Raw genomic sequence first — 20,649 nt, forward strand, 5'->3', positions numbered from 1 at the left:
GCACCGATTCGTAGACGGTCATATCGCAGACGGTCGGCGGGGCGCGCGGTCACACTCTGCAACACAGTGTACCTCTTGCCCCGCACTCCCCGCCATAGCAGAAAATCACGCTGTCAGGACGGCGATTGGCCCTCAACCGCCCGCTTGACCCCGGGGAAGCCCAGCGATGATCATCTCTGTGAGCAGGGCGAAGCTCTCGTCGATCTTCTCGGGCAGCCCGAAGCCCCCAGAAGTCTCCAGCATCGCGAAGCCGTGCAGCGCCGATCGGGCGCAGCGGGTGGCGTGGACGGCGTCGGAGCCTTCCAGGCCGCGGGATCGCAACGCCGCGTAGAAGACCTCCACAAGGCGGGCCCCGGCCTCGGCGAGCGCGGGTTCGGGTCGCTGGATCATGGCGGCGTACCTGTGCGGATGCTCCCGGACATAGTTCCGGTAGGCGTCCATCACGGCTCTGATCCCCTCGTCCCCGGCACGGCCCATCAGCGCCTCCGTCGCGCGCCCGGTCAGCTCGTCCATCACGCGGATGGAGATCAGGACGCGCAGCTCCGCGAGGTGGCGCACGTGCTTGTACAGCGAAGGGGTGGCGACGCCCGCCCGTCCGGCCACGGCCGCCAGGGTGAGCGCGGCCGGGCCCTCCTCGTCCAGGAGGGCCACGGCGACGTCCACGACGGCCCCGGCCGACAGGCCCGCCCTAGGCAACGGCGTGGGCCTTCAGGAAGCCCAGGACGGCCTCGGCCGTCTCGGCCGGGTACTGGGCGTGCGGGTAGTGCCCGGCGCCCTCGATGAGCGACACCTCGCCGTGCGGAAGGACGCGGGCGAGATCCTCGGCCTCGGCGCGCGGATTCGGGAAATCGGGATCCATGGTCCCCATGATGACGAGCGCGGGCACCTGGACCCGCGCGAGGGCCGCCGCGGAATCGGCGCTGGACCCGGTCATCATGGTCGAGAAGACCTTCATCCGGCCGGGTTCCCCCATCTTCGCCATCAGCGCGGTCAGTTCCGCGTCATGGTCGGCCATGCGGACGCCGGGGTAGGCGAAGTCCAGGTAGCGGCGCCAGAAGCCGAGGCTGCGCAGGAGCGCGGCCATGGCGAGGAGGGCGATGCCCTTGACGAAGCGGCCGTTGACGTCGCGGAGCCGGATCTTCGGGGCTCGGACGCCCGGTCCGATCTGCACGATGGCGACGATGTCTTCGGGGGAGTCGGCGGCCGCGACGGTGGCCGCGCCGGCCCCGAACGACTGGCCGATGAGGACGGCGGGACCGGAGCCCAGGTGGCGGACGAGGGCGAGGAGGTCGTTGGCGGTGTCGGTCCGCTTGTAGGAGGAGAAGGTGATCTCACTGTCTCCGTGGCCGCGCAGGTCGGTCGAGACGACGCGGTATCCGGCCTTCACCAGGGCCGCCGAGAGGTGCCGGAAGGTCTGCCGCCGGTCGCCGATGCCGTGGCTGAGCACGACAAGGGGCCCTTCTCCAGCGACTTCGTAAGCGATCCGTCCGCCTTCGACAGCGAGGTACTCGGTCATGTCAGCTCCATGGCTAATCTCTGTAGCTAAAAAGCTAATCTACTTAGCCAAACTCGTCAACCGTCATCTAGGCCACACCGGTTCCGGATTTTCTGGACAATGGACCCCGCAAGATCCCCTACTCCCCCTTCCGAGGACGACCATGAGCTGGCAGGCGCCCGGTTACGACGAGATCCGCGAGCTGGGCACCGGCGCCCACGGGCGGGTCGTCCTCGCGGTCGACAAGATGACCGGTACCTACCGGGCGATCAAGTACGTCACCCGTCGACCCGACCTGCTCAAGGCGGAGGCCGCCACCCTCGCGTCCCTGGACGACCCGCATGTCGCCAAGGTCCACCAGGTGCTCGACGGCCCGGGGGAGGAGGCCGCGATCGTCATGGAGGCGGTCGAGGGCCACAGCCTGCGCGCCGTCCTCGACAAGCACGGCCACCTCGAGCCCGTGGCGGCCCTGTACGTCCTCAAGGGCTCCCTGCTGGGCCTGGGCGCCGCGCACGCCGCGGGGATCGTGCACCGGGACTACAAGCCCGCCAACGTCATCGTGGGGCCGGACGGGGTCAGCAAGCTGGTCGACTTCGGCATCGCGGTCCCCGACGGGGAGACCGGGCGGGCGGGGACCCCCACGTACATGGCGCCCGAGCAGTGGACCGGAGGCCCCGCCTCACCCGCGACCGACGTGTACGCCGCGACCTGCGTGTTCTTCGAATGCCTCGCCGGGATGAAGCCGTTCGACGCCTACGACCTGGCCGACCTCCAGCAGCAGCACCAGAACACCGCGCCGCCCGTCGAGCGGGTGCCGCAGTACCTGCGCGAACTGACCGTGCGCGGCCTCGCCAAGTTCCCGGCCCAGCGGCCCGTCGACGCCTTCGCCTTCGTCAGGCAGGTCGAGAAGGTGGCACGCAAGGCCTACGGCCGGCACTGGGAGCGGCGCGGGGCCGCCGCCCTCGCCGCCGCGGGCGGGTTCGCCGGAGGGCTCGTGCTCGCGGCCGGCACGGGGAGCACGACGGTCGGCTCGGTGACGAGCTTCTCGAGCCAGATCGGCAGCCGCGGCCTGCTCGGCAAGATCGGGGTGGTCCAGGCCAGCATCGTCACCACCGCCGCGGTGATCGCGGGCACCGCCGGATTCCTGGTGTACTCGGCGTCCGGCGAGGCGCCCGAGCCCCAGCCGACCCTCGTCCAGGCGGCGCCGGTGGCGAAGGTGGAGGTCCAGTTCGTCCAGGAGGACACGACGACCGAGCGGGTGACCGTCCCGACCGTCATCGGGATCGCGGACCCGATCGTCGCGGAGAAGGTCAACGCGACCCTACGCGCGCCGGTCGACCGGCAGCTCACCGAGGCCAGAGGCATGCGGACCGGCCAGGACGTCCTGCGCCTGGAGGCAAAGGTGGGCCTCCAGACCGAGGACCTGCTCTCGGTCGGCTACGAGTACGGCATCGAGCCCGCCGACACCGCGACCGGCAACTGGGCGAAGAACTTCTGGACCCGCTTCGCGGTCACCGTGGACCTGCGCAGCGGGGCGGACATCGGCCCCCGGCGGATGTTCCCGGCGACCTCGCTGCCCGCCCTCGCCGAGCGGATCACCGCGGCGGCCGACGACCAGGCCGCGGCCTGCTTCGCCGAGGCGCCGCTGCGGTTGACCCCCGCGACCCTGGACGAGGTGCTGCGGCCGGTGCTCCAGAAGAACGCGATCAGGGCCGATCTGTATCTGGGCACCAAGGAGCACTCCCAGGCCTGCCGGGTCGTGTCGGTCAGACTGCCCTACAAGGGCGTCGAGAAGCTGATGACGCCCTTGGTGCGCGCCGCCGCGGGCCGCTAGGCGCCGCGGCCCTTCGGGGGCCGGAGGGCCGTCAGGGAGCCTCGGAGGGAATGGGGAAGCCGGAGATCCCGCGCCAGGCGAGCCGGGCGATGACGTTCTCGGCGGTCTCCTTGGGGATCGACTTCTGCTGCCCCAGCCAGTACCGGGCGCTGACCTCGGCCATGCCGACCAGGCCGATGCCCAGCAGGTAGGCCTCGTCGACCGACGCGCGGGTGTCCTCCTGGATCACCTTGGCGATCATCTCGGCGCACTTGTGGTTGGCACGCTCTACCCGCGCGCGCACCTGGGCGACGTTGCGCAGGTCGGACTCGAAGACCAGGCGGTAGGCCTCGCCGTCGCCCGCCACGAAGTCGTAGAAGGCCTGCATGCTGGCCTGGACGCGCATCTTGTTGTCGTTCGTGGAGGCCAGCGCGTCGCGGACCGTCGTCACCAGGGCCTCGGCGTGCTCGTCGAGCAGGGCCAGGTACAGCTCGAGCTTGCCGGGGAAGTGCTGGTAGAGCACGGGCTTGCTCACTCCGGCACGCTCCGCGATCTCGTCCATCGCAGCGGCGTGGTAGCCCTGCGCCACGAAGACCTCCTGGGCGGCGCCGAGCAGCTGCCGCCTGCGGGCCATCCGCGGCAGCCGGGTGCCCCGGGGTCGGGCGTCCGGAGTTGCGGTCACGACCATGCTCCTCTTGGTACTGGAACAAACTTGAGCGGCCCTGGGTGTGCCGCTGCCCAATCCCATCATCCTACGCGTCGGTAACCTAGCTGGTCACCTATCTGCAATGCACGCGATGGTCACCTGTGTCCCAGTGCCTGTGCGCCCCGGCGTCCGACGGGAGAGCCCGGACGGAGCCGTGGTTCAGCCCGAACGGTACTCGTCCTCGTCTATGCCGACCTCCTTGCGCTGCTCATGGGTGTCTGCGGGATCGGCCTCCATGGGCACCGGCTCCTCCTGCTCCAGCTCGTCCTCCCTGGCGTCCTCCTGGAGTTCGACGGCCTCGTCCTCGGGCGTCGCGTCGAAGATCTGCGGATCGGGCATCGGTCCTCCTGCGTCGCTGGTCACCTGGCTAGCTCCCGGAGCGAGGGCTCTATGGCTTCACCGTACGTCGGAACGGCGCGGACCACGTCGGCCAGGGCCGCCACCGGTAGTTCTGCCCTGATGGCGAGGGCTATCTCGGCCATCCAGTCCGGCGCCCCGGGGCCCACGGCCGCGGCTCCGGCGAGGACGCCGCGCCGGGCGTCGGCGTAGAGCTCCACCCTGCCCACGACGCCCGGGGACAGCGCGGCCCGGACCGTCGCCGACAGGTCGCGGCCCGCCGTCGTCAGCGCCTCGGAGGGCGCCGCGCCCGCCGCCCAGACGGGCGGACTGGTCTGCACGGTGCGCGGGAGCGCCCGGTAGTCCGCGGTGCGCTCCATGCCGAGAAGGTTGTCCAGGACGACCCGGGACTGCTCCAGCGACGCGTGCCGGTGCCCGGTGACGCTGCCCGCCGCCCAGACGCCCTCCAGGACGCGGCAGCGCTCGTCGGCCTCCATGGTGGTCGTGCCGAGGTTCTCCAGCCCGAGCCCCGACGCCCGGGGACGCCGTCCGGCGGCCAGCAGAAGGCGGTCGGCGAAGAGGTCGGTGCCGTCCGACAGCAGGAGGCGCACGCCGAGGTCGGTCAGTTCGGCCTGCGCGGGGCGGACGTCGGTGAGCACCCGCACGCCGGTCCGGCGGAGGATCTCCGCCAGGAGCTCTCCGGTGAAGGGGGCCTCGCGGGGGAGCAGTCTGGGCTCATCGGTCACCAGGGTGACGTGGCTGCCGTAGGTGGCGTAGATCTGAGCGAGCTCGCAGCCTTCGGGGTCATCGCCGAGCACCACCAGGCGGCGGGGGACGCCGAAGCCGCCCAGCGCCTCGGCGGTGGTCCAGGTGGGCACGTCGAGCAGGCCGGGGACGACGGGGAGCAACGGTTCGCTGCCGGTGGCGAGCACGAGGTCGCGGCAGCCGTGCCCGGCGGCGTCCTCCGGCCCGAAGACCTTCACCCGGCCCGGCCCCGCGATCTGGCCGATGCCCTCCAGGACCGTCACGCCCGCCGGGAGCCGCGGTGGATGGCCCGCGAGGTCCCGCAGCGCCACCGCCTGCGACCAGGCGTCCCCCCGCTCGGCCGCCTGCTGGAGCGCGGCGCAGCGCTCCCGGATGCGGTCGCCGCCGACGGTGCGGCACTCCACGAGCCCGACCGCGCGGCCCGCGTCGGCAAGACCGGCGGCGATGCGGGAGCCGGAGGTGCCGCCGCCGAGCACGATGACGTCGAAGTCCATGCTCGCCATGGTGGCGGAGCGTGACCGATCGTGCGCGGGTTTTCCGCAACAGCGGGTGTGTTCGTGCGGGCGCTCATCCGCCGATCAGGGGTGCCAGGAGGTCGCCCTTCTCGGCGACCCTGACCAGGACGTCTTCGGCGGTGCAAGGCACCGGCTCGCCCTTCTCGACCTCTTCCCACGTGAGGGGCGTGGAGACGCGGGGCTCGTCGGCCGCGCGCAGCGAGTAGGGCGCGACCGTCGTTTTGGAGGGATTGTTCTGCGACCAGTCGACGAGCACCTTGCCGCCGCGGAGGCTTTTGTCCATCTTGCTGACCACGAGCCCGGGCTGCTCCTTGGCGAGGCGTTCCGCGGAGCGCTTGGCGTAGGCGCTGGTGTCGTCCACCTGCCCGTCCTTGATCGGGACGTACAGGTGCAGGCCCTTCTTGCCGCTGCTCTTCGGATAGGCCTCCAGCCCGTCCTCGGCGAGGAGGTCACGCAGCAGGAGGCCGACCTCGCAGGAGGCCGAGAAGGCCGCGGGGGCCCCGGGGTCGAGGTCGAACACCATCAGATCGGGCGGGCGGCCCACGCGCCACTGGGGTACGTGCAGTTCCAGCGCGGCGAGGTTGGCGCACCAGACGAGCGTCGGCAGGTCGTCGATGACGACGAACTCGACGGACCCGCTCCGGCCCCCCGGCGTCGCCACGGTCTCGGTCCGCACCCACTCCGGGGTGCCTCGCGGGGCGTTCTTCTCGAAGAAGCGCAGCCCGTCGACGCCCTCGGGGAAGCGCACACGGGTGGCGACCCTGTCGCGCAGGTGCGGGAGCAGGACGGGGGAGATCCGCGTGTAGTAGTCGATCACCTCGCCCTTGGTGAAGTGCGGGTAGAGCGGCTTGCCGAGGTTGGACAGAGCGAGGCTCTTGCCCTCGATCGCGACATGGACCTTATTCACGGACGACCTCCGCGGGATCCTTGTCCGAGCGGAGGCCGCGCCAAGACGGGTGACGGAGGCGTCCTTCGGGGGTCCACTCGGTGAAGACGACTTCTCCGACGAGCAGAGGCTCCACCCAGTGGGCGTCCTTTTCGACGGCCCGGGGGATCTCGCCGTGGCAGGGCGTCGTGGAGCGCTCCAGGGGCTTGAGCAGTAGGGCCAGTTCGTCGAGGAAGTCGTCAGTGAAGCCGGTGCCTACGTGCCCGGCGAAGCGCAGCTCCCCGTCAAGGTGCACGCCGCAGAGCAGCGAGCCGACGGACCCGTGCCTTCGGCCCTGCCCCGGGCGCCATCCGACGATGACGACCTCCTGCGTGCGCAGATTCTTGATCTTGATCCAGGCGCCGCTCCTGCGGCCCGGCGTGTAGCGGGAGTCCAGCCGCTTGGCGACCAGCCCCTCCAGGTTCTCCTCCGCCGTGTAGGCGAGCAGCTCGTTCACCTGCTCGCGGTCCTCGGCGAGCAGGTGCGGGGGCACCTCCACCGGCCCCGCGGCGAGCTCCAGCTCCTCCAGCGCGGCGCGGCGCTCCACGTACGGGACGTCGAGGAGCGACCTGTCGTCCAGCCGCAGAAGGTCGAACACGACGTACCGGACGGGGACGGCGCGGACCAGGGCCGTCGTGGGCGCGCGCACGTGCATCCGCCGCTGGAGCCGGGAGAAGGACGGCTTGCCGCCCTCGAAGGCGACGATCTCGCCGTCGAGGACCGCGTTGTGTCCGGGCAGGAGGTCGGCGAGCGCGCCGAGCTCGGGGTAGGAGGCGGTGATCGGGGTGCCGCGGCGGCCGAAGATCAGGGCGCGGCCGTGCTCAAGTCTGCTGATGGCGCGGACCCCGTCCCACTTGAGCTCCAGGGCCCAGCGGTCGAGGTCGTCCGGCAGCTCTCCGGGGGTGGCCAGCATGGGCTCCAGCACATCCACGGGGATGTTCGTACCCAACTGCCCGAATCGAACGCCTTACTGTGGGTAGGTGCCCGATATGCGGAGTATCTGGAAGGGTGCCATCTCCTTCGGATTGGTCACGATCCCGGTGAAGCTGTACTCGGCCACCGAGCAGCGTGACGTCGCCTTCCATCAGGTGCACCGCACGGACGGAGGCCGCATCAAGTACAAAAGGGTCTGTCAGGTCGACGGCGAAGAAGTGCCGTATGCGGACATCGCCAAAGGGTTCGAGCTGCCTTCCGGCGAGATGGTGGTCCTCACGGACGAGGACTTCAAAGACCTCCCCTTGACGACGTCGAGGCGCATCGACGTCCTCCAGTTCACCCCTGTCGAGCAGGTGGACCCGATCTACTTCAACAAGAGCTACTACCTCGAGCCCGACGGCCTGGGAGCCAAGCCGTACGTCCTGCTGAGGGACGCCCTGGAGGGGTCGGGACAGGTGGCCGTCGTGAAGGTCGCGCTGCGCTCACGCGAGGCGCTGGCGACGCTCCGTGTCCGGGACGGCGTGTTCGTCCTGGAGACGATGCTGTGGCCCGACGAGGTGCGCGAGGCCGACTTCCCCTTCCGGGAGGAGGACATCGAGGTGCGCCCGCAGGAGCTGAAGATGGCGTCCTCGCTGATCGAGTCGATGCAGGCGGACTTCGACCCCGCGGAGTACAAGGACGCCTACCGGGAGGCGCTCCAGGCGGTGATCGACGCCAAGGCCGAGGGCCGCGAGGTCGTCCAGCCCGAGATGCCGGCGGAGGAGCCCGCCGCCACGGATCTGCTCGCCGCCCTGCGGGCCAGCGTGGAGGCGGCCAAGAAGAGCCGCGCGGAGGGCGCCGGGAAGGCTTCCACCGGGACGGCCGCCAAGACGGGTACCAGGACGGCCGCGAAGAAGACGACGACGGCCAAGAAGCCCGCGGCGCGCAAGGCGCCTCGCCGCAAGTCGGCCTGAGCCGGCGGGTCCGGGGGGCCGGTGTTCGGCGACCTTCCGAGGCCCGGGAAGCAGCGGTAGAGCGTCCTCGCCGTCATGCCCATCTCCCGCTCGGTGGCACGGAGGGTGACGTCTTCGCTACCTTCCTGCACCAGCAGGCGTCGCGCGGTCTCGGTGATCTCCATGATCGTGGCGGCGATGGATGGCGAAACAGACGGGATCAGCGGGATGTTCGAGACCTGGGGACGGTTCGTCCACCGGCGCCGCAAGCCCATCCTCTGGCTCTCCCTCGCCGTGGTCCTGTTCTTCGGGGGCTGGGGCACCGGCGTGTTCGGAGGACTGACCACCGCGGGAGGGTTCGACACACCGAGCAGTCAGAGCCACAAGGCCGCGACACTGCTTGAGGACACGTTCGGCCGGGGGGAGCCGGACGTCGTCGTGCTGTACGAGGGCGCGCCCGCGGACGTCGCCACCGAGGCCGCCGTGACGCTCTCGCTGGACGAACTGCCCAAGGACAAGGTCGCCACGGTGGCCACGTACTGGAGCACGGGGTTCCCGCAGTTCGTGAGCGAGGACAAGAAGTCCACCTACGCCGTGCTCACCCTGTCGGGAGAGACCCCGCAGGAACGGACCGACCAGTACGCCGCCATAGAACCCCTGCTCCGCGACGCCGGAGGGCTGACGGTCGAACTCGGCGGCCCCGTCGCGGTGGAAGACGCGATCAACACGCGCATCTCAGGGGACATCGGCGCGGTCGACGCGATCTCCCTGCCGATCCTGCTCGTCCTCCTGCTCGTCATCTTCGGTGGCGTCGTCGCGGCTTCGCTTCCGCTCGTGATCGGCGGCATCGCCATCCTCGGGTCCTTCACCGCCCTCCACGCCCTCACTCACCTCACCGACGTCTCGACGTTCTCCATCTCCATCACCACGTTCCTCGGCCTCGGCCTCGCCATCGACTACGGGCTCTTCATGGTCTGGCGCTTCCGCGAGGAACTGGCCCGCGCCGACGGCGACACGGAGACCGCGACGGTCCGGACGATGAACACCGCGGGGCGCACCGTCCTGGTCTCGGGCGTCACCGTCGCGACGTCCCTCGCCGGGCTCCTGGTCTTCGAGCAGTCCTTCCTGCGCTCCATGGGCATGGGCGGCATCGGCACCGTCCTCGTCGCGATGCTCGCCGCGGTCGTCGTCCTGCCCGCGCTCATGGCGGTCCTCGGGCCGCGGGTCGACAGCCGGCGCACGCGCCGAGTCGGCGAGCCCGCCGAGGACTCGGGACAGCGATGGCGGCGGCTCGCCGACGCGGTCATGCGCCGCCCCGTCCTCGTCGCCCTGCCGATCGTCGCGCTGCTGCTGGCCGTCGGCTCGCCGTTCCTGCGCATCGCCTGGGGAGGCGTCGACACCAGGGTCCTGCCCGAGGGGACCGAGAGCAGGGTCGTCGCCGAGGCGCTCGAGCACGACTTCACGGGCAACACGGTCAACCCGATCGAGGTGGTCGCCCGGGGCGCGGACAAGGGGACCGCGCGGTCCTACCTCGCCGCCCTCACCCAGGTGCCCGGCGTGACGGGAGGACGGATCACCGGGGTGTCCGGAGACGTCACCCGTATCCAGCTCACGTACGCCGCGAAGCCTTACTCCGACGGGGCCCGCGACATCGTCGAGAGGGTGAGAGGCGTCCCCGGCCCTGGCACGACGTACGTCGGCGGCGTCTCGGCGACCCTTGACGACCAATTGGCCAGCCTCGCCTCACGGCTCCCGCTCCTCGCCGGGATCGTCGGCACGGCGACCTTCGTGCTCCTGTTCCTCGCCTTCGGATCTGTGCTCCTGCCCGTCAAGGCGATCCTCATGAACCTGCTGTCCCTCACCGCCACCTTCGGCGCGATCGTCTGGATCTTCCAGGACGGGCACTTCTCCGGGCTGCTGGACTTCACCGTCACGGGCGACATCTCGCCCTCGATGCCCATCCTCATGCTGGCCCTGCTGTTCGGCATCTCGATGGACTACGAGGTGTTCCTGCTGTCGCGCATCCGGGAGCAGTACGACCTGACCGAGGACAACACCCTCGCCGTCGCCACCGGCCTCCAGCGCACCGGGTCGATCATCACCACCGCGGCGCTGCTGTTCGTGGTGGTCGTAGGCGCGTTCGCCACCTCGGGCATCAGCTTCATGAAGCTCACCGGGGTCGGCATGGTCATCGCGATCGCGATCGACGCGACGGTCGTCCGGGCGCTGCTCGTCCCGGCCACGATGCGGCTGCTCGGCTCGGCCAACTGGTGGGTGCCCGGGCCGCTCGTCGGGATCTACCGCAGGTACGGCATCCGCGAGGAGGAGACGCCGGCTCCCGTGCCGGAGCCGGAGCCGGAGTTGGAGCCGGTCTGACCCGTCACGGGTCCGGTGGCGGCGTCCGGAGTCGCGGACGCCGTGGCCGTGGCCGTGGCCGTCGGTGTCGAGGGCGCCGGCGCGGCGAGGACGTCGGGGGTGGTGGCGCGGAACGCGTCGGCCACCTTCGCCACCAGGTGCTCGGCGGTCTCGATGCCGTAGCCGTGCGACGGGTTGTGCTTGGTCATCACCGCGATCAGCAGGTCGTGGCCGTGCCCCTCGATCCGCCCCACGCTGTTGACGGCCCAGCGCTCGCCGTCCCGGGCATGGGTCATCCATCCGTTCTTGACGTAGAGCCCGTCTCCGTCGAGCGCGCCCGCCTCCAGGCCCCAGCGCTGGTCCTCCTGAACCGCGTTCATCTGCGCCAGGACGAAACCCCGGTTCTCCTCGTCCAACGGGCCGGTGAACAGGTGCTCGAGGAGCCTGACGCGGTCGGCGGGGGTGGTCGTGGTGAGGCTCCAGCACAGCAGGTCCAGGCACGAGGCGTCGATCGCGGTCGTGTCCTCCAGACCGAAGCGCCGGTCCGCCGCGTTGACGCCGGTGGCGCTCCCGGCCCGGACGAACGAGCGGTCGGCGGCCTCGTTGTCGGAGTTGCGGATCATGATCTTCAAATCGTCGCGTTCGTAGTCCGTCAGGGCGTCGTCCGCCTTCTGGTGGCGGAGCAGGAGCGTCATGGCGATGTCGAGCTTGGCGACGCTCGCCGTCACGAACTCGTCGTCCGCCCGGAACGCGTAGGACTGCCCGGTGACCCGGTCGACGGCCATGATCCCCGCGGCGCTGGCCCGGTCCGCCAGGTAGGCCTTGAAGTCCTTGTTCAGCGCGCTGGAGTCGAGCTTGAGAGGAGGGGCGGGGGTCGTCGCGGTGGGGGCGGGCGTGGCGGAAGGCGTCGCGGTGGCAGGCGAGCGGTCCGGCGCGGCGGGACTGCAATTCGCGGCCAGCGCGAGTGCCAGCAGCACGGCGGTCGCGCGGGGAGCTTTGATCATGTTCGCCTTCTCACCACCGGGACGGTTCCGGGAACCCGCTCACCGCCTGCGGGGGAGCGGGCCCTGCCATCGGGCCCGGCGCAGGTCGACGCGGTCTTCGCCGCGCAGCGGAGTGCCTTCGCGAGCGTACTCGGTGAGGGCGCGCCGCTCGTGTCCGGGCAGCATCCGGCCGTCCGCGCGGATCACCCGCCACCACGGCACCGCGCCGCCCGAGGTGGCCATCACCCGGCCGACCTGCCTCGGGCCGCCGGCGCCGAGGTACTCGGCGACGTCGCCGTAGGTCATGACATGTCCCGATGGGATGCGGTCCACCAGGTCGAGGACGAGGTCGGCGTAGGCGGTCGCGGCTCCGCCCGCCGTCTCGTCTTCGTTGTGCTCCGGCATGGTCCGATCCTGCCACGGGAGGCCGGGCGCGGCGTCTCCGCACACTCGAGGAAAGTACTTGACGATGTGGAAAGTGGAATGTAGTTTCCAGAGTGGAAAGTGGATGTGCCGAGCAGGTCGGCGCCGCGGGCGCCGTCCCCCCAGGAGGTACGTGTGATGAGTGAACTGTCGCCCGAGGAGGCCCTGGCCCAGGTCGGGCACACACAGCAGAGCGCCTACAGCCGACAGCAACTGCCGGTCTGGTACCCGGCGGGCTGCGCGGCGTGGATGACCGTCTCCCAGATCGGCCTCGACGACGAGTTCGGCTGGCGGTTCTTCGTGCTCGGCCTCGGCGGCATCGCGGGGATGGGCGCGCTCATCTACCTGCTGCTCAACCGGTGGGCTCGGGTGCGCTGGACCAAGGAGACCTGGACGCCACGCGCGTCGGCCGTCTACGTCGGCTGGCTCTTCGGCGCGGTGGCCCTCGCGCTCGGCATGCACTACCTGGTGGTCGACGACCTCGCCGAGCCGGTCCGCAAGCTCGCCTCGGGCGGGGTCGCCGTGGTGTACCTGCTGCTCACCACCCGGCCCGCCGAAGGGATCGTCATCCGGCTGAGCAAGGGGAAGGTGATCTCATGAGCCCGCTCGACCCGGTGATCCACGCACCCGTCAGGTTGCAGATCATGTCGCTGCTCGCGGCGGCGCAGGAGGCGGAGTTCTCCTTCGTCCGCGATTCCGTCGAGGTCAGCGACTCGGTGCTGTCCAAGCAGGCGGCGGCCCTGGAGAACGCGGGATACGTCGCCATCCGCAAGGGCCACGTCGGCAAGCGCCCGCGCACCTGGCTCTCCCTCACCCCCGAGGGGCGCGCGGAGTTCCGCGCCTATGTGGCCGAGCTGCAGCGGATCGTCGGCCGGCCGATCGCCTCGGGCCAGGACGGCGTGCCCTGAAGAGCGAGAAGAGCCCCGCGGGAACACCCGCGGGGCTCTTTCACCTGCATCGGCCACTGTGCCGCACCGGCGCGGCGGTCACCGCGCCCGGGGCCGTCAGTAGGACGGCAGGCTCGGGTCGATCTGGCGCACCCAGGCCAGCACACCGCCGCCGACGTGCACGGCGTCGGCGAAGCCGGCCTGCTTCACCACGGCGAGGGCCTCGGCCGAGCGCACACCCGACTTGCAGTGCAGCACGATCTTGCGGTCCTGCGGCAGCTTCTCCAGCGCGTTCCCGTTGAGGAACTCGCCCTTGGGGATCAGCGTCGCACCCGGGATGCTGACGATCTCGTACTCGTTCGGCTCGCGGACGTCGATCAGGAAGATCTTCTCGTCCGCGTCCTGCCAGGCCTTGAGCTCCTGCACGGTGATCGTCGAGTCCTGGGCCGCGTCGGCGGCCTCGACCGAGACCGCGCCGCAGAAGGCCTCGTAGTCCTCCAGCAGTTCGGTGATCGTGGCGTTCTCACCGCACAGCGGGCACTCGGGGTCCTTGCGCACCTTGACCGAGCGGTAGGTCATCTCCAGTGCGTCGTAGATCATCAGCCGGCCGACCAACGGCTCGCCGATGCCCGCGAGCAGCTTGATGGCCTCGTTGACCTGGATGGAGCCGATCGAGGCGCACAGCACACCGAGGACACCGCCCTCGGCGCAGGAGGGCACCATGCCGGGGGGCGGGGGCTCGGGGTAGAGGCAGCGGTAGCACGGGCCGTGCTCGGCCCAGAAAACGCTGGCCTGGCCGTCGAAGCGGTAGATGGAGCCCCACACATAGGGCTTGCCGAGCAGGACCGCCGCGTCGTTGACCATGTAGCGGGTCGCGAAGTTGTCGGTGCCGTCGACGATCAGGTCGTACTGGGCGAAGATCTCCAGCACGTTGTCGCGGTCGAGCGCGGTGTTGTGGACCACGATCTCGATCAGCGGGTTGATCTCGCGCACGGTCGCCGCGGCGGACTCGGCCTTCGGCAGGCCGAGCGTGGCCTGCCGGTGGATGATCTGCCGCTGGAGGTTCGACTCGTCGACGATGTCGAAGTCGATGATGCCCAGCGTGCCGACACCGGCGGCCGCGAGGTACATGAGCGCGGGCGAACCGAGGCCGCCGGCGCCGACGACCAGCACCTTGGCGTTCTTCAGGCGCTTCTGCCCGGTCATCCCCACATCGGGGATGATGAGGTGCCGCGAATAGCGGTTCACCTCGTCACGGGTCAGGTCGGCCGCAGGCTCGACCAGCGGTGGCAGGGACACGTTTCACTCCAATGCCGGGATGGGGCGCGCTGTTCGTCCAGCCATAACCGAGTCATGGTCCGGGACATTCCCAATCTACCGGTGGGGCGCGGCGGCCCCGCCGATCAGGGCCGCGCCGAGCAGTCCGGCCCGGTCGCCGAGGGAGGCGCGCACGATCTCGACGGGCCGGTGGTAGGTCGTCCTGGCCGTCACCAGATCGCGCAGCGGCGCCAGCAGGGTCTCGCCGCTCTGGGCGAGGCCGCCGCCGATGACCACGCGCGCCGGGGCGCAGATCGTCATATAGGCGAGGATCGCGGTGGCCAGGGCCTCCACGGCGTCGTTCCAGACGCCGAGCGCGGTCGGGTCGCCCGCCTCCACGAGGGCGGCGACATCGTGCGCCGCGGCGGTGCGGCCGGCCCGCTCGGAGTAGCGGCGGCCGACGGCCGAGGCGGAGGCGACGGTCTCCAGGCATCCCCGCGATCCGCAGCCGCACCGGTGGCCGCCCTGCTCGATGAGCATGTGGCCTATCTCTCCGCCGTACCCGTTGCCGCTGAACGGGCGCCCTTCGAGGATCATCGCGCCGGCGATGCCGGTGCCGAGGGCGAGGAACAGCAGGTCGGGCTCGCCCTTGCCCGCGCCGAGCACCGATTCGGCGAGCCCGCCCGCGCGCACGTCGTGTCCGATGGCGACGGGCAGGTCGGTGTGCGCGGTGAGGTGGTCGCGCAGCGGGAAGTCGGTCCAGCCGATGTTGGCCGAGGAGCGGACCACCCCATCGGCCTCGTCGATGATGCCGGGGATCACCACACCGGCCCCCGAGGGCCGCAGGTCCCGCGCATCGGCCTGGGCGGACAGATCGCGGACCGCGCCGACCAGGCGTTCGGTCACCGCGGCGGGGCCGTCCTCGCGGCCGGTGTCGTACAGCCGCTCGGTGATCACCCGCGCGTCGGTTCCGACGAGCCCGGCTTTCATCCGAGTGCCGCCCACGTCAAGCGCGACCACGCACGACTCACGCGACTCCGGCATGCAGGACTCTCCCCTCTACTGTGGGGCGAACCCCCCGGCCGCATCATGCCCTGTCCCCGATGACCGCGGGTAATCGGAGCCGTCGAGCGGTTTCGGCGACCCCGGAACCCACCGGACGAGGGAGCGATCCCGGAGGGAAGATTCGGCGTCGAAACGGTGCGGGGCAGCCAAGTCGGATGTTTCACGATGGCAGCCCATGTGGCGCCTGGTTGGTGCGATCATGCGTTCTGGGCCCTCGGGGAGGAGAGTGCGTTGACGGACGGGGTGGTTCTCGGCGGCCGGTACCGGCTGGGCGAGCAGATCGGCAAGGGCGGGATGGGCCAGGTCTTCAAGGCCTTGGACACCCGGTTGGAGCGCGAGGTCGCGGTCAAGGTGCTGCCGCAGGCGCCGGAGCAGGACACGGTGGGCGTCGCCAGGTTCCTGCGCGAGGCGCGGCTCGCCGCGACCCTCCAGCATCCGGGCATCACCGTCGTCCACGACATCGACGTGGACGACAACGTGCTCTACCTGGTCATGGAGCTGCTGAACGGCAGGGACCTGCACAAGCTGCTGGAGGCGCGGCCGGGCGGGCTCCCGCTCGACCAGGCGGTGGACCTGGCGATTCAGATCACCGACGCGCTCGGCGCGGCCCACGCCCGCGGGGTGATCCACCGCGACCTCAAGCCCGCGAACGTCATGATCGTGGAGGGCGGCCGGGCGAAGCTCTGCGACTTCGGCATCGCCAAGCACCTGTCGTCGGCGACCGGGCTGACCGGCAGCGGCGTCCTCGGCACCCCCGTCTACATGGCGCCCGAGCAGTTCCTCGGCCGCGAGATCGACGCGCGCACCGACGTCTACCTGCTCGGCGGCATGTTCCACGAGCTGTTCTGCGGCAAGCCGCCGTTCCCGATCGACGAGGGCCTCGAGGAACTCGTCCAGGGGCACCTGCGGTACCAGCCGAAGGGGCCGCGGCACCACAACCCCGCGGTGCCGCCGGAGGTCGACAGGCTCGTTCTGGACATGCTCGCGAAGGAGCCCGCCGAGCGGCCCGCCGACGCCGCCGAGATCGTCCGGCGCCTGAAGGCGCTCGGCGCCCTTCCGGCAGGTCCGCCCGCCGCCGGCCCGGCCGCGCACCACCCCGTGTCGGCTCCCCCCGCGCACTCGGCGCCGTCGCTCCCGTCCGCGCCCTCGTTCCCGCCGGTCTCCGCGCACACGCCGCCGCCCACGCCCGCCGCCGAGTACGACCAGCTGCACAGCCGGGCCGCGCGCTACTGCCACGAGGGCAGGTTCGCCGACGCGATCACCGCGGCGGAACAGGCGTCCAACGGGCGCGCGCAGCTGCTGGGACCCGAGCACCCCGACACCCTGAGCAGCCGGAACATCCTCGCGTCCGCGCTCTACCTGGGCGGGCGCGGCCAGGAGGCCGAGGCCGTCGCGCGGACCGTCGCCCAGGCGCGCGCCCGCGTCTTCGGCGGGGAGCACCCGCGGACCCTGCGCAGCTGGCTGCTCGTCGCGAAGATCCTCTACACGGTCGGCCGGCCGCTGGAATCGCTGCCGATCGCGCAGGGCGTCGCCCGCGACCGCAGCCGCATCTTCGGGCCCGAGAACGCCGAGACGCAGGAGGCGCGCAACACCGAGGGCTGGTCCCTGCACGCGCTCGGCCGCCACCCGGAGGCGCTCGGCGTCGCGTTCGACACCGCGACGGCCCGCGGCAGGCTGCTCGGCAACGAGCACCCCGACACCCTCGAGACCCGGCTCTTGCTGGGCCTGGCCAACCAGGCGGTCGGCCAGTTCCCGCGCGCCCACGCGATCGCCACGGCCCTCAAGACCGACTGCCACAAGGTCCTCGGCCCGGCGCACCCGCTCACCGCCCGCGCCGAAGCCCTGTGGACCTCCCTCAGCGCCCCCTCCCCAACGCCGTACTACCGCTGAGCCGTCAGGCGACGGGTGTGACGCGGGTCGTCACATCCGTCGCGGGCCGCCCTTCCGGACGGGGAGCCACTGGGGTTTTTCCGAGATGAAACCTGGCGCGTCGGTGCACATTGGCCCAACGAGGCTGGATCTTCTGCTTGAGTTTCCAGGGTGGTCTCCTCTCCCTACCGGCTCGTGCGTCGCGGTGGTCCCGGCGTGGGCCCGGCACGGACGGAGGCGCCCGCTCTCGACGCCGCCCAGCGCGCGGTCGTCGCCCACTCGGGCGGGCCGCTGCTGGTGCTCGCGGGGCCCGGCACGGGCAAGACCACCACGATCGTGGAGGCGGTCGTCGACCGGATCGAGCGGCGCGGCACAGACCCGGAGCGGGTCCTCGTCCTGACGTTCAGCCGTCGTGCCGCCGAGGAGCTGCGGCAACGGATCACCGGCAGGCTCGGCGCGACCACCCGCTCGCCTCTGGCCTTGACCTTCCACTCCTACGCGTGGGCGCTGCTGCGGCGTCAGGCGGTCCTGGACGATCTCGAGCCGCCGCGCCTGCTCACCGGCCCGGAGCAGCTCCTCGAGGTGCGGCGGATGCTGGAGGGAGAGGTCGACGACGGCGCGAAGGGCTGGCCGGAAAGGCTGCTGCCCGCCTTGGAGACCCGGGGGTTCGCCGAGGAACTGCGGGACTTCGTCTCCCGTGCCCAGGAACGCGGCATCGACCCCCGCCGACTGTACGAGCTGGGCATCGAGAACGGCCGCGACGACTGGACCGCGGTGGCCCGGTTCATGGTCCGCTACGACCAGCGGTTCGCGCTCGACCCCGTCCAGTCCTACGACTACGCCGAGATCATCCGCGAGGCGGCGGGCCTGCTCACGCATGACGAGGACGTCCGCCGAAGGGAGCGGGCCGCCTATGACGCCGTCTTCGTCGACGAGTACCAGGACGCGGATCCGGCGCAGGAGGCGCTGCTCCAAGGACTCGCCGGAGGGGGCCGCGACCTGGTCGCCGTCGGAGACCCCGACCAGTCCATCTACGCCTTCCGCGGCGCCGACGTCCGCGGCATCCTCGACTTCCCCGACCGCTTCACCCGCCATGACGGCTCGCCCGCACCCGTTCTCCCGCTGACCGTTTCGCGAAGGATGCCCGAGCGCCTGCTGGAGGCCAGCCGCCGCGTCGCGCGCCGCCTTCCCGGTCCCGCCGAGCACCGCGCACTGGCGCCCGGCGAGGAGGCGCCCGAAGGTGAGGCGGAAACCGAGGGCGCCCATCCCGGTGAGGTACGGGTCGTCGTCGCCGACGGTGCGAGCCAGGAGGCCGCCGTCGTCGCCGACGAGCTGCGCCACGCGCACCTGCTGGAGGGCGTCCCGTGGTCCCGGTGCGCGGTGCTCGTCCGCGGCGCCCACCAGGTGGCGGGCCTGCGCCGGGCCCTGGTCCAGTCGGGCGTGCCGGTCAGCGCGTCGGCCGAGGACGTCCCGCTCTACAACGAGCCCGCGGTGCGGCCCCTGCTCATGGTGCTCAGGGCGGCGCTGCGGCCCGGCAACCTCACCGAGCGGATCGCCGAGGAACTGCTCACCGGCCCCCTCGGCGGCGCCGACGCGCTCGGCATGCGGAGGCTGCGGCGCGCGTTGCGCGACCTCGAGGAACTCGCCCACGGCACCCGGGGCGGCGGCGAGACGCTCGTCGCCGCGCTGGACGACGCCCGTGAGCTGATCTTCGTGAACGAGAAGGTCCGAGCCCCCGCCGAACGGGTCGCGGCGCTGATCAGGACCGCGCGGGAGACCGGCGGCACCGCCGAGGACGTGCTGTGGGCGGTGTGGGAGCAGTCGGGCCTCGGCGAGCGCTGGCTCGCCGAGAGCCAGCGCGGCGGCGCGCGCGGCGCCGCGGCCGACCGGGACCTCGACGCGGTGGTCGCCCTGTTCGACCGGGCCGCCCGGTTCGTCGACCGGCTTCCCAAGGGCGGCCCGCTGGTCTTCGTGGAGGACCTCGCCGACCAGGAGATCGCCGGGGACACCCTCGCCGACCGGGCCCCCGACGGCGAGACCGTCAAGATCCTCACCGCGCACCGGGCCAAGGGCCTGGAATGGGACGTGGTCGCCGTCGCCGGGGTCCAGGAAGGGCTGTGGCCCGACCTGCGGCTGCGGGGCTCGCTCCTGGGCGTCGAGGAACTGATCGAGGGCCCCGACCTCCTCGACCCGGTGTCCGGCGCGACCCTGGCCGCCAAGATGATGGCCGAGGAGCGGCGGCTGTTCTACGTGGCCGTCACGCGCGCGCGAAAGCGCCTCATCGTGACGGCCGTCGGAGGCGAGGACACCGAGGACCGGCCGTCCAGGTTCCTCAACGAGCTGGTGCCCGGAGGCGCGCAGGAGGTACGGCCGGAGGAGAAGACCCGCTGGCTTTCCCTGCCCGCCCTCGTCGCCGACCTCCGCTCGTCCGTCGCCGATCCGGGCAGGCCGCTCGCCTTGCGCCGTGCCGCGGCCGCGCACCTCGCCCGGCTGGCACGCGCGCAGGTACGCGGCGCGGGCCCGGACGGCTGGTACGCCATCACACCCCTGTCGGACCCCGGCCCCGCCTTCCCGGCCGGTGAGCAGATCGCCGTCTCCCCGTCGCAGGTCGAGACGTTCACCACCTGCGGCCTGCGCTGGCTGCTCACCTCGGCGGTGGGCGCGCAGGAAGGCAGCCCCGGCGAGTACAGCACGATGGGCAAGGTCATCCACGCCGTCGCCGAGCTGGCGGGCTCGGTCCCGGAGGTGACCGAGCGGCACCTCGCGCAGCGGCTCGACGAGATCTGGTCGGACCTGGACTTCCGCAGCGCCTGGTACGGCGAGAAGCAGCGCGCGCAGGCCGCCGAGATGGTCGACAAGTTCATGGCGTGGCATCGGGACAACCCCAACGAGATCGTCGCGCTGGAGGAGTCGTTCAAGGTCGACCTGGGCCGGGTCGTCATCCGGGGGCGGATCGACCGGGCCGAGCGGGACGTGCACGGCCGCGGCGTCATCATCGACATCAAGACCGGCGGACAGCCCGTGCCGTCCGACCAGCTCGCCCGCAATCCCCAGCTCGGGGTCTACCAGTACGCGGTGATGCTCGGCGCGTTCGCCCGGCACGGGCTGCTGGAGCCCGGCGGGGCCAAGCTCGTCCAGGTGGGCAAGGCGGCCTTCACCCGCAAGGCCAGGGAGCAGTCCCAGCCGCCGCCCGCCGACGATCCCGATCCCGCGTGGCCGAAGAAGCTCGTGGAGATCGTGGCCGAGGGGATGTCCTCGCCGGTGTTCCAGGCGACGGTCAACGAGAAGTGCCGGACGTGCCCCGTCCAGTCCTGCTGCCCGGTCCACGAGAACGGTGGCGAGGTCGGCTCCTAGCGCGCTGGGAAGTGCCCGAAGGGCGCGCGATTT

General features: G+C 71.4%; 18 protein-coding genes. 7 read left to right on the forward strand and 11 right to left on the reverse strand.

What is annotated here, in order from left to right; translation table 11 throughout:
• Nucleotides 1–132 precede the first annotated feature (132 nt).
• Both EDD29_RS02905 and EDD29_RS02910 read right to left on the reverse strand, forming a co-directional pair.
• The gene (locus EDD29_RS02905; RefSeq protein ID WP_123662043.1) at nt 133–696 is read right to left on the reverse strand and encodes a TetR-like C-terminal domain-containing protein; all 564 of its coding nucleotides are present in this window, start codon (nt 694–696) and stop codon (nt 133–135) included.
• A complete protein-coding gene (locus EDD29_RS02910) occupies nt 689–1,516 on the reverse strand; it encodes an alpha/beta fold hydrolase (protein ID WP_123662044.1) in 828 nt (275 codons plus the stop codon). Before EDD29_RS02910 ends, EDD29_RS02905 begins: the two co-directional genes overlap by 8 nt.
• A gap of 142 nt (nt 1,517–1,658) precedes the next feature.
• On the opposite strand from EDD29_RS02910, the gene EDD29_RS02915 reads away from it, so the two are divergent.
• Nucleotides 1,659–3,329, forward strand: coding sequence for a serine/threonine-protein kinase (locus tag EDD29_RS02915; protein ID WP_170201274.1), 1,671 nt, complete (start codon nt 1,659–1,661; stop codon nt 3,327–3,329).
• A 31-nt stretch (nt 3,330–3,360) separates the two neighbouring features.
• Here EDD29_RS02915 and EDD29_RS02920 read toward each other — a convergent pair whose 3' ends face one another.
• The 5 genes from EDD29_RS02920 to ligD (EDD29_RS02940) all read right to left on the reverse strand — a co-directional run bounded on the left by EDD29_RS02920 (nt 3,361) and on the right by ligD (EDD29_RS02940) (nt 7,504).
• The gene (locus EDD29_RS02920) at nt 3,361–3,990 is read right to left on the reverse strand and encodes a TetR/AcrR family transcriptional regulator (protein WP_123670233.1); all 630 of its coding nucleotides are present in this window, start codon (nt 3,988–3,990) and stop codon (nt 3,361–3,363) included.
• A gap of 183 nt (nt 3,991–4,173) precedes the next feature.
• The gene (locus EDD29_RS02925; RefSeq protein ID WP_123662046.1) at nt 4,174–4,353 is read right to left on the reverse strand and encodes a hypothetical protein; all 180 of its coding nucleotides are present in this window, start codon (nt 4,351–4,353) and stop codon (nt 4,174–4,176) included.
• A 20-nt stretch (nt 4,354–4,373) separates the two neighbouring features.
• Nucleotides 4,374–5,609 carry an FAD-dependent oxidoreductase gene (locus tag EDD29_RS02930; protein ID WP_246052471.1) on the reverse strand — a complete coding sequence of 412 codons (1,236 nt, stop codon included), beginning with the start codon at nt 5,607–5,609 and terminating at the stop codon, nt 4,374–4,376.
• Between the two features lie 73 nt (nt 5,610–5,682).
• Nucleotides 5,683–6,537 carry a non-homologous end-joining DNA ligase gene (ligD, locus tag EDD29_RS02935; protein WP_123662047.1) on the reverse strand — a complete coding sequence of 285 codons (855 nt, stop codon included), beginning with the start codon at nt 6,535–6,537 and terminating at the stop codon, nt 5,683–5,685.
• Nucleotides 6,530–7,504 (reverse strand): non-homologous end-joining DNA ligase, encoded by a 975-nt coding sequence (ligD, locus tag EDD29_RS02940; RefSeq protein ID WP_246052472.1) that lies wholly within the window; start codon nt 7,502–7,504, stop codon nt 6,530–6,532. Before ligD (EDD29_RS02940) ends, ligD (EDD29_RS02935) begins: the two co-directional genes overlap by 8 nt.
• 40 nt (nt 7,505–7,544) lie before the next feature.
• Between ligD (EDD29_RS02940) and ku the strand changes: the two genes are divergently transcribed.
• Entirely contained in the window at nt 7,545–8,444 is a 900-nt protein-coding gene (gene ku, locus EDD29_RS02945) for a non-homologous end joining protein Ku (RefSeq protein ID WP_123662048.1), read from the forward strand.
• 177 nt (nt 8,445–8,621) lie between these two features.
• Nucleotides 8,622–10,799 carry an MMPL family transporter gene (locus tag EDD29_RS02955; protein ID WP_246052473.1) on the forward strand — a complete coding sequence of 726 codons (2,178 nt, stop codon included), beginning with the start codon at nt 8,622–8,624 and terminating at the stop codon, nt 10,797–10,799.
• Here the strand turns inward: EDD29_RS02955 and EDD29_RS02960 are convergent.
• Together EDD29_RS02960 and EDD29_RS02965 are read right to left on the reverse strand one after the other, a co-directional pair.
• The gene (locus tag EDD29_RS02960) at nt 10,721–11,782 is read right to left on the reverse strand and encodes a serine hydrolase (protein ID WP_123662050.1); all 1,062 of its coding nucleotides are present in this window, start codon (nt 11,780–11,782) and stop codon (nt 10,721–10,723) included. The two genes, EDD29_RS02955 and EDD29_RS02960, sit on opposite strands and share 79 nt — an antisense overlap.
• A 39-nt stretch (nt 11,783–11,821) precedes the next feature.
• Complete coding sequence (locus EDD29_RS02965; protein ID WP_123662051.1) at nt 11,822–12,166, reverse strand: MGMT family protein; 345 nt, start codon at nt 12,164–12,166, stop codon at nt 11,822–11,824.
• A gap of 156 nt (nt 12,167–12,322) precedes the next feature.
• Between EDD29_RS02965 and EDD29_RS02970 the strand changes: the two genes are divergently transcribed.
• The gene (locus EDD29_RS02970; protein WP_123662052.1) at nt 12,323–12,784 is read left to right on the forward strand and encodes a hypothetical protein; all 462 of its coding nucleotides are present in this window, start codon (nt 12,323–12,325) and stop codon (nt 12,782–12,784) included.
• On the forward strand, nt 12,781–13,092 hold the full coding sequence (locus tag EDD29_RS02975) for a winged helix-turn-helix domain-containing protein (protein ID WP_123662053.1): 312 nt from the start codon (nt 12,781–12,783) through the stop codon (nt 13,090–13,092). The genes EDD29_RS02970 and EDD29_RS02975 overlap by 4 nt, the downstream gene beginning before the upstream one ends.
• Before the next feature lie 96 nt (nt 13,093–13,188).
• Here the strand turns inward: EDD29_RS02975 and moeZ are convergent, their stop codons facing one another.
• On the reverse strand, nt 13,189–14,370 hold the full coding sequence (moeZ, locus tag EDD29_RS02980) for an adenylyltransferase/sulfurtransferase MoeZ (RefSeq protein ID WP_123662054.1): 1,182 nt from the start codon (nt 14,368–14,370) through the stop codon (nt 13,189–13,191).
• Between the two features lie 75 nt (nt 14,371–14,445).
• Complete coding sequence (locus EDD29_RS02985; protein ID WP_123662055.1) at nt 14,446–15,372, reverse strand: ROK family protein; 927 nt, start codon at nt 15,370–15,372, stop codon at nt 14,446–14,448.
• A 252-nt stretch (nt 15,373–15,624) separates the two neighbouring features.
• On the opposite strand from EDD29_RS02985, the gene EDD29_RS02990 reads away from it, so the two are divergent.
• On the forward strand, nt 15,625–17,283 hold the full coding sequence (locus EDD29_RS02990; RefSeq protein WP_170201275.1) for a serine/threonine-protein kinase: 1,659 nt from the start codon (nt 15,625–15,627) through the stop codon (nt 17,281–17,283).
• A 195-nt stretch (nt 17,284–17,478) separates the two neighbouring features.
• Nucleotides 17,479–20,616, forward strand: a complete 3,138-nt coding sequence (locus EDD29_RS02995) for an ATP-dependent helicase (RefSeq protein ID WP_246052474.1) — start codon at nt 17,479–17,481, stop codon at nt 20,614–20,616.
• Nucleotides 20,617–20,649: the final 33 nt, after the last annotated feature.

Source organism: Actinocorallia herbida (genome assembly GCF_003751225.1).
In the GTDB taxonomy this organism is placed as follows: Bacteria; Actinomycetota; Actinomycetes; order Streptosporangiales; family Streptosporangiaceae; genus Actinocorallia; species Actinocorallia herbida.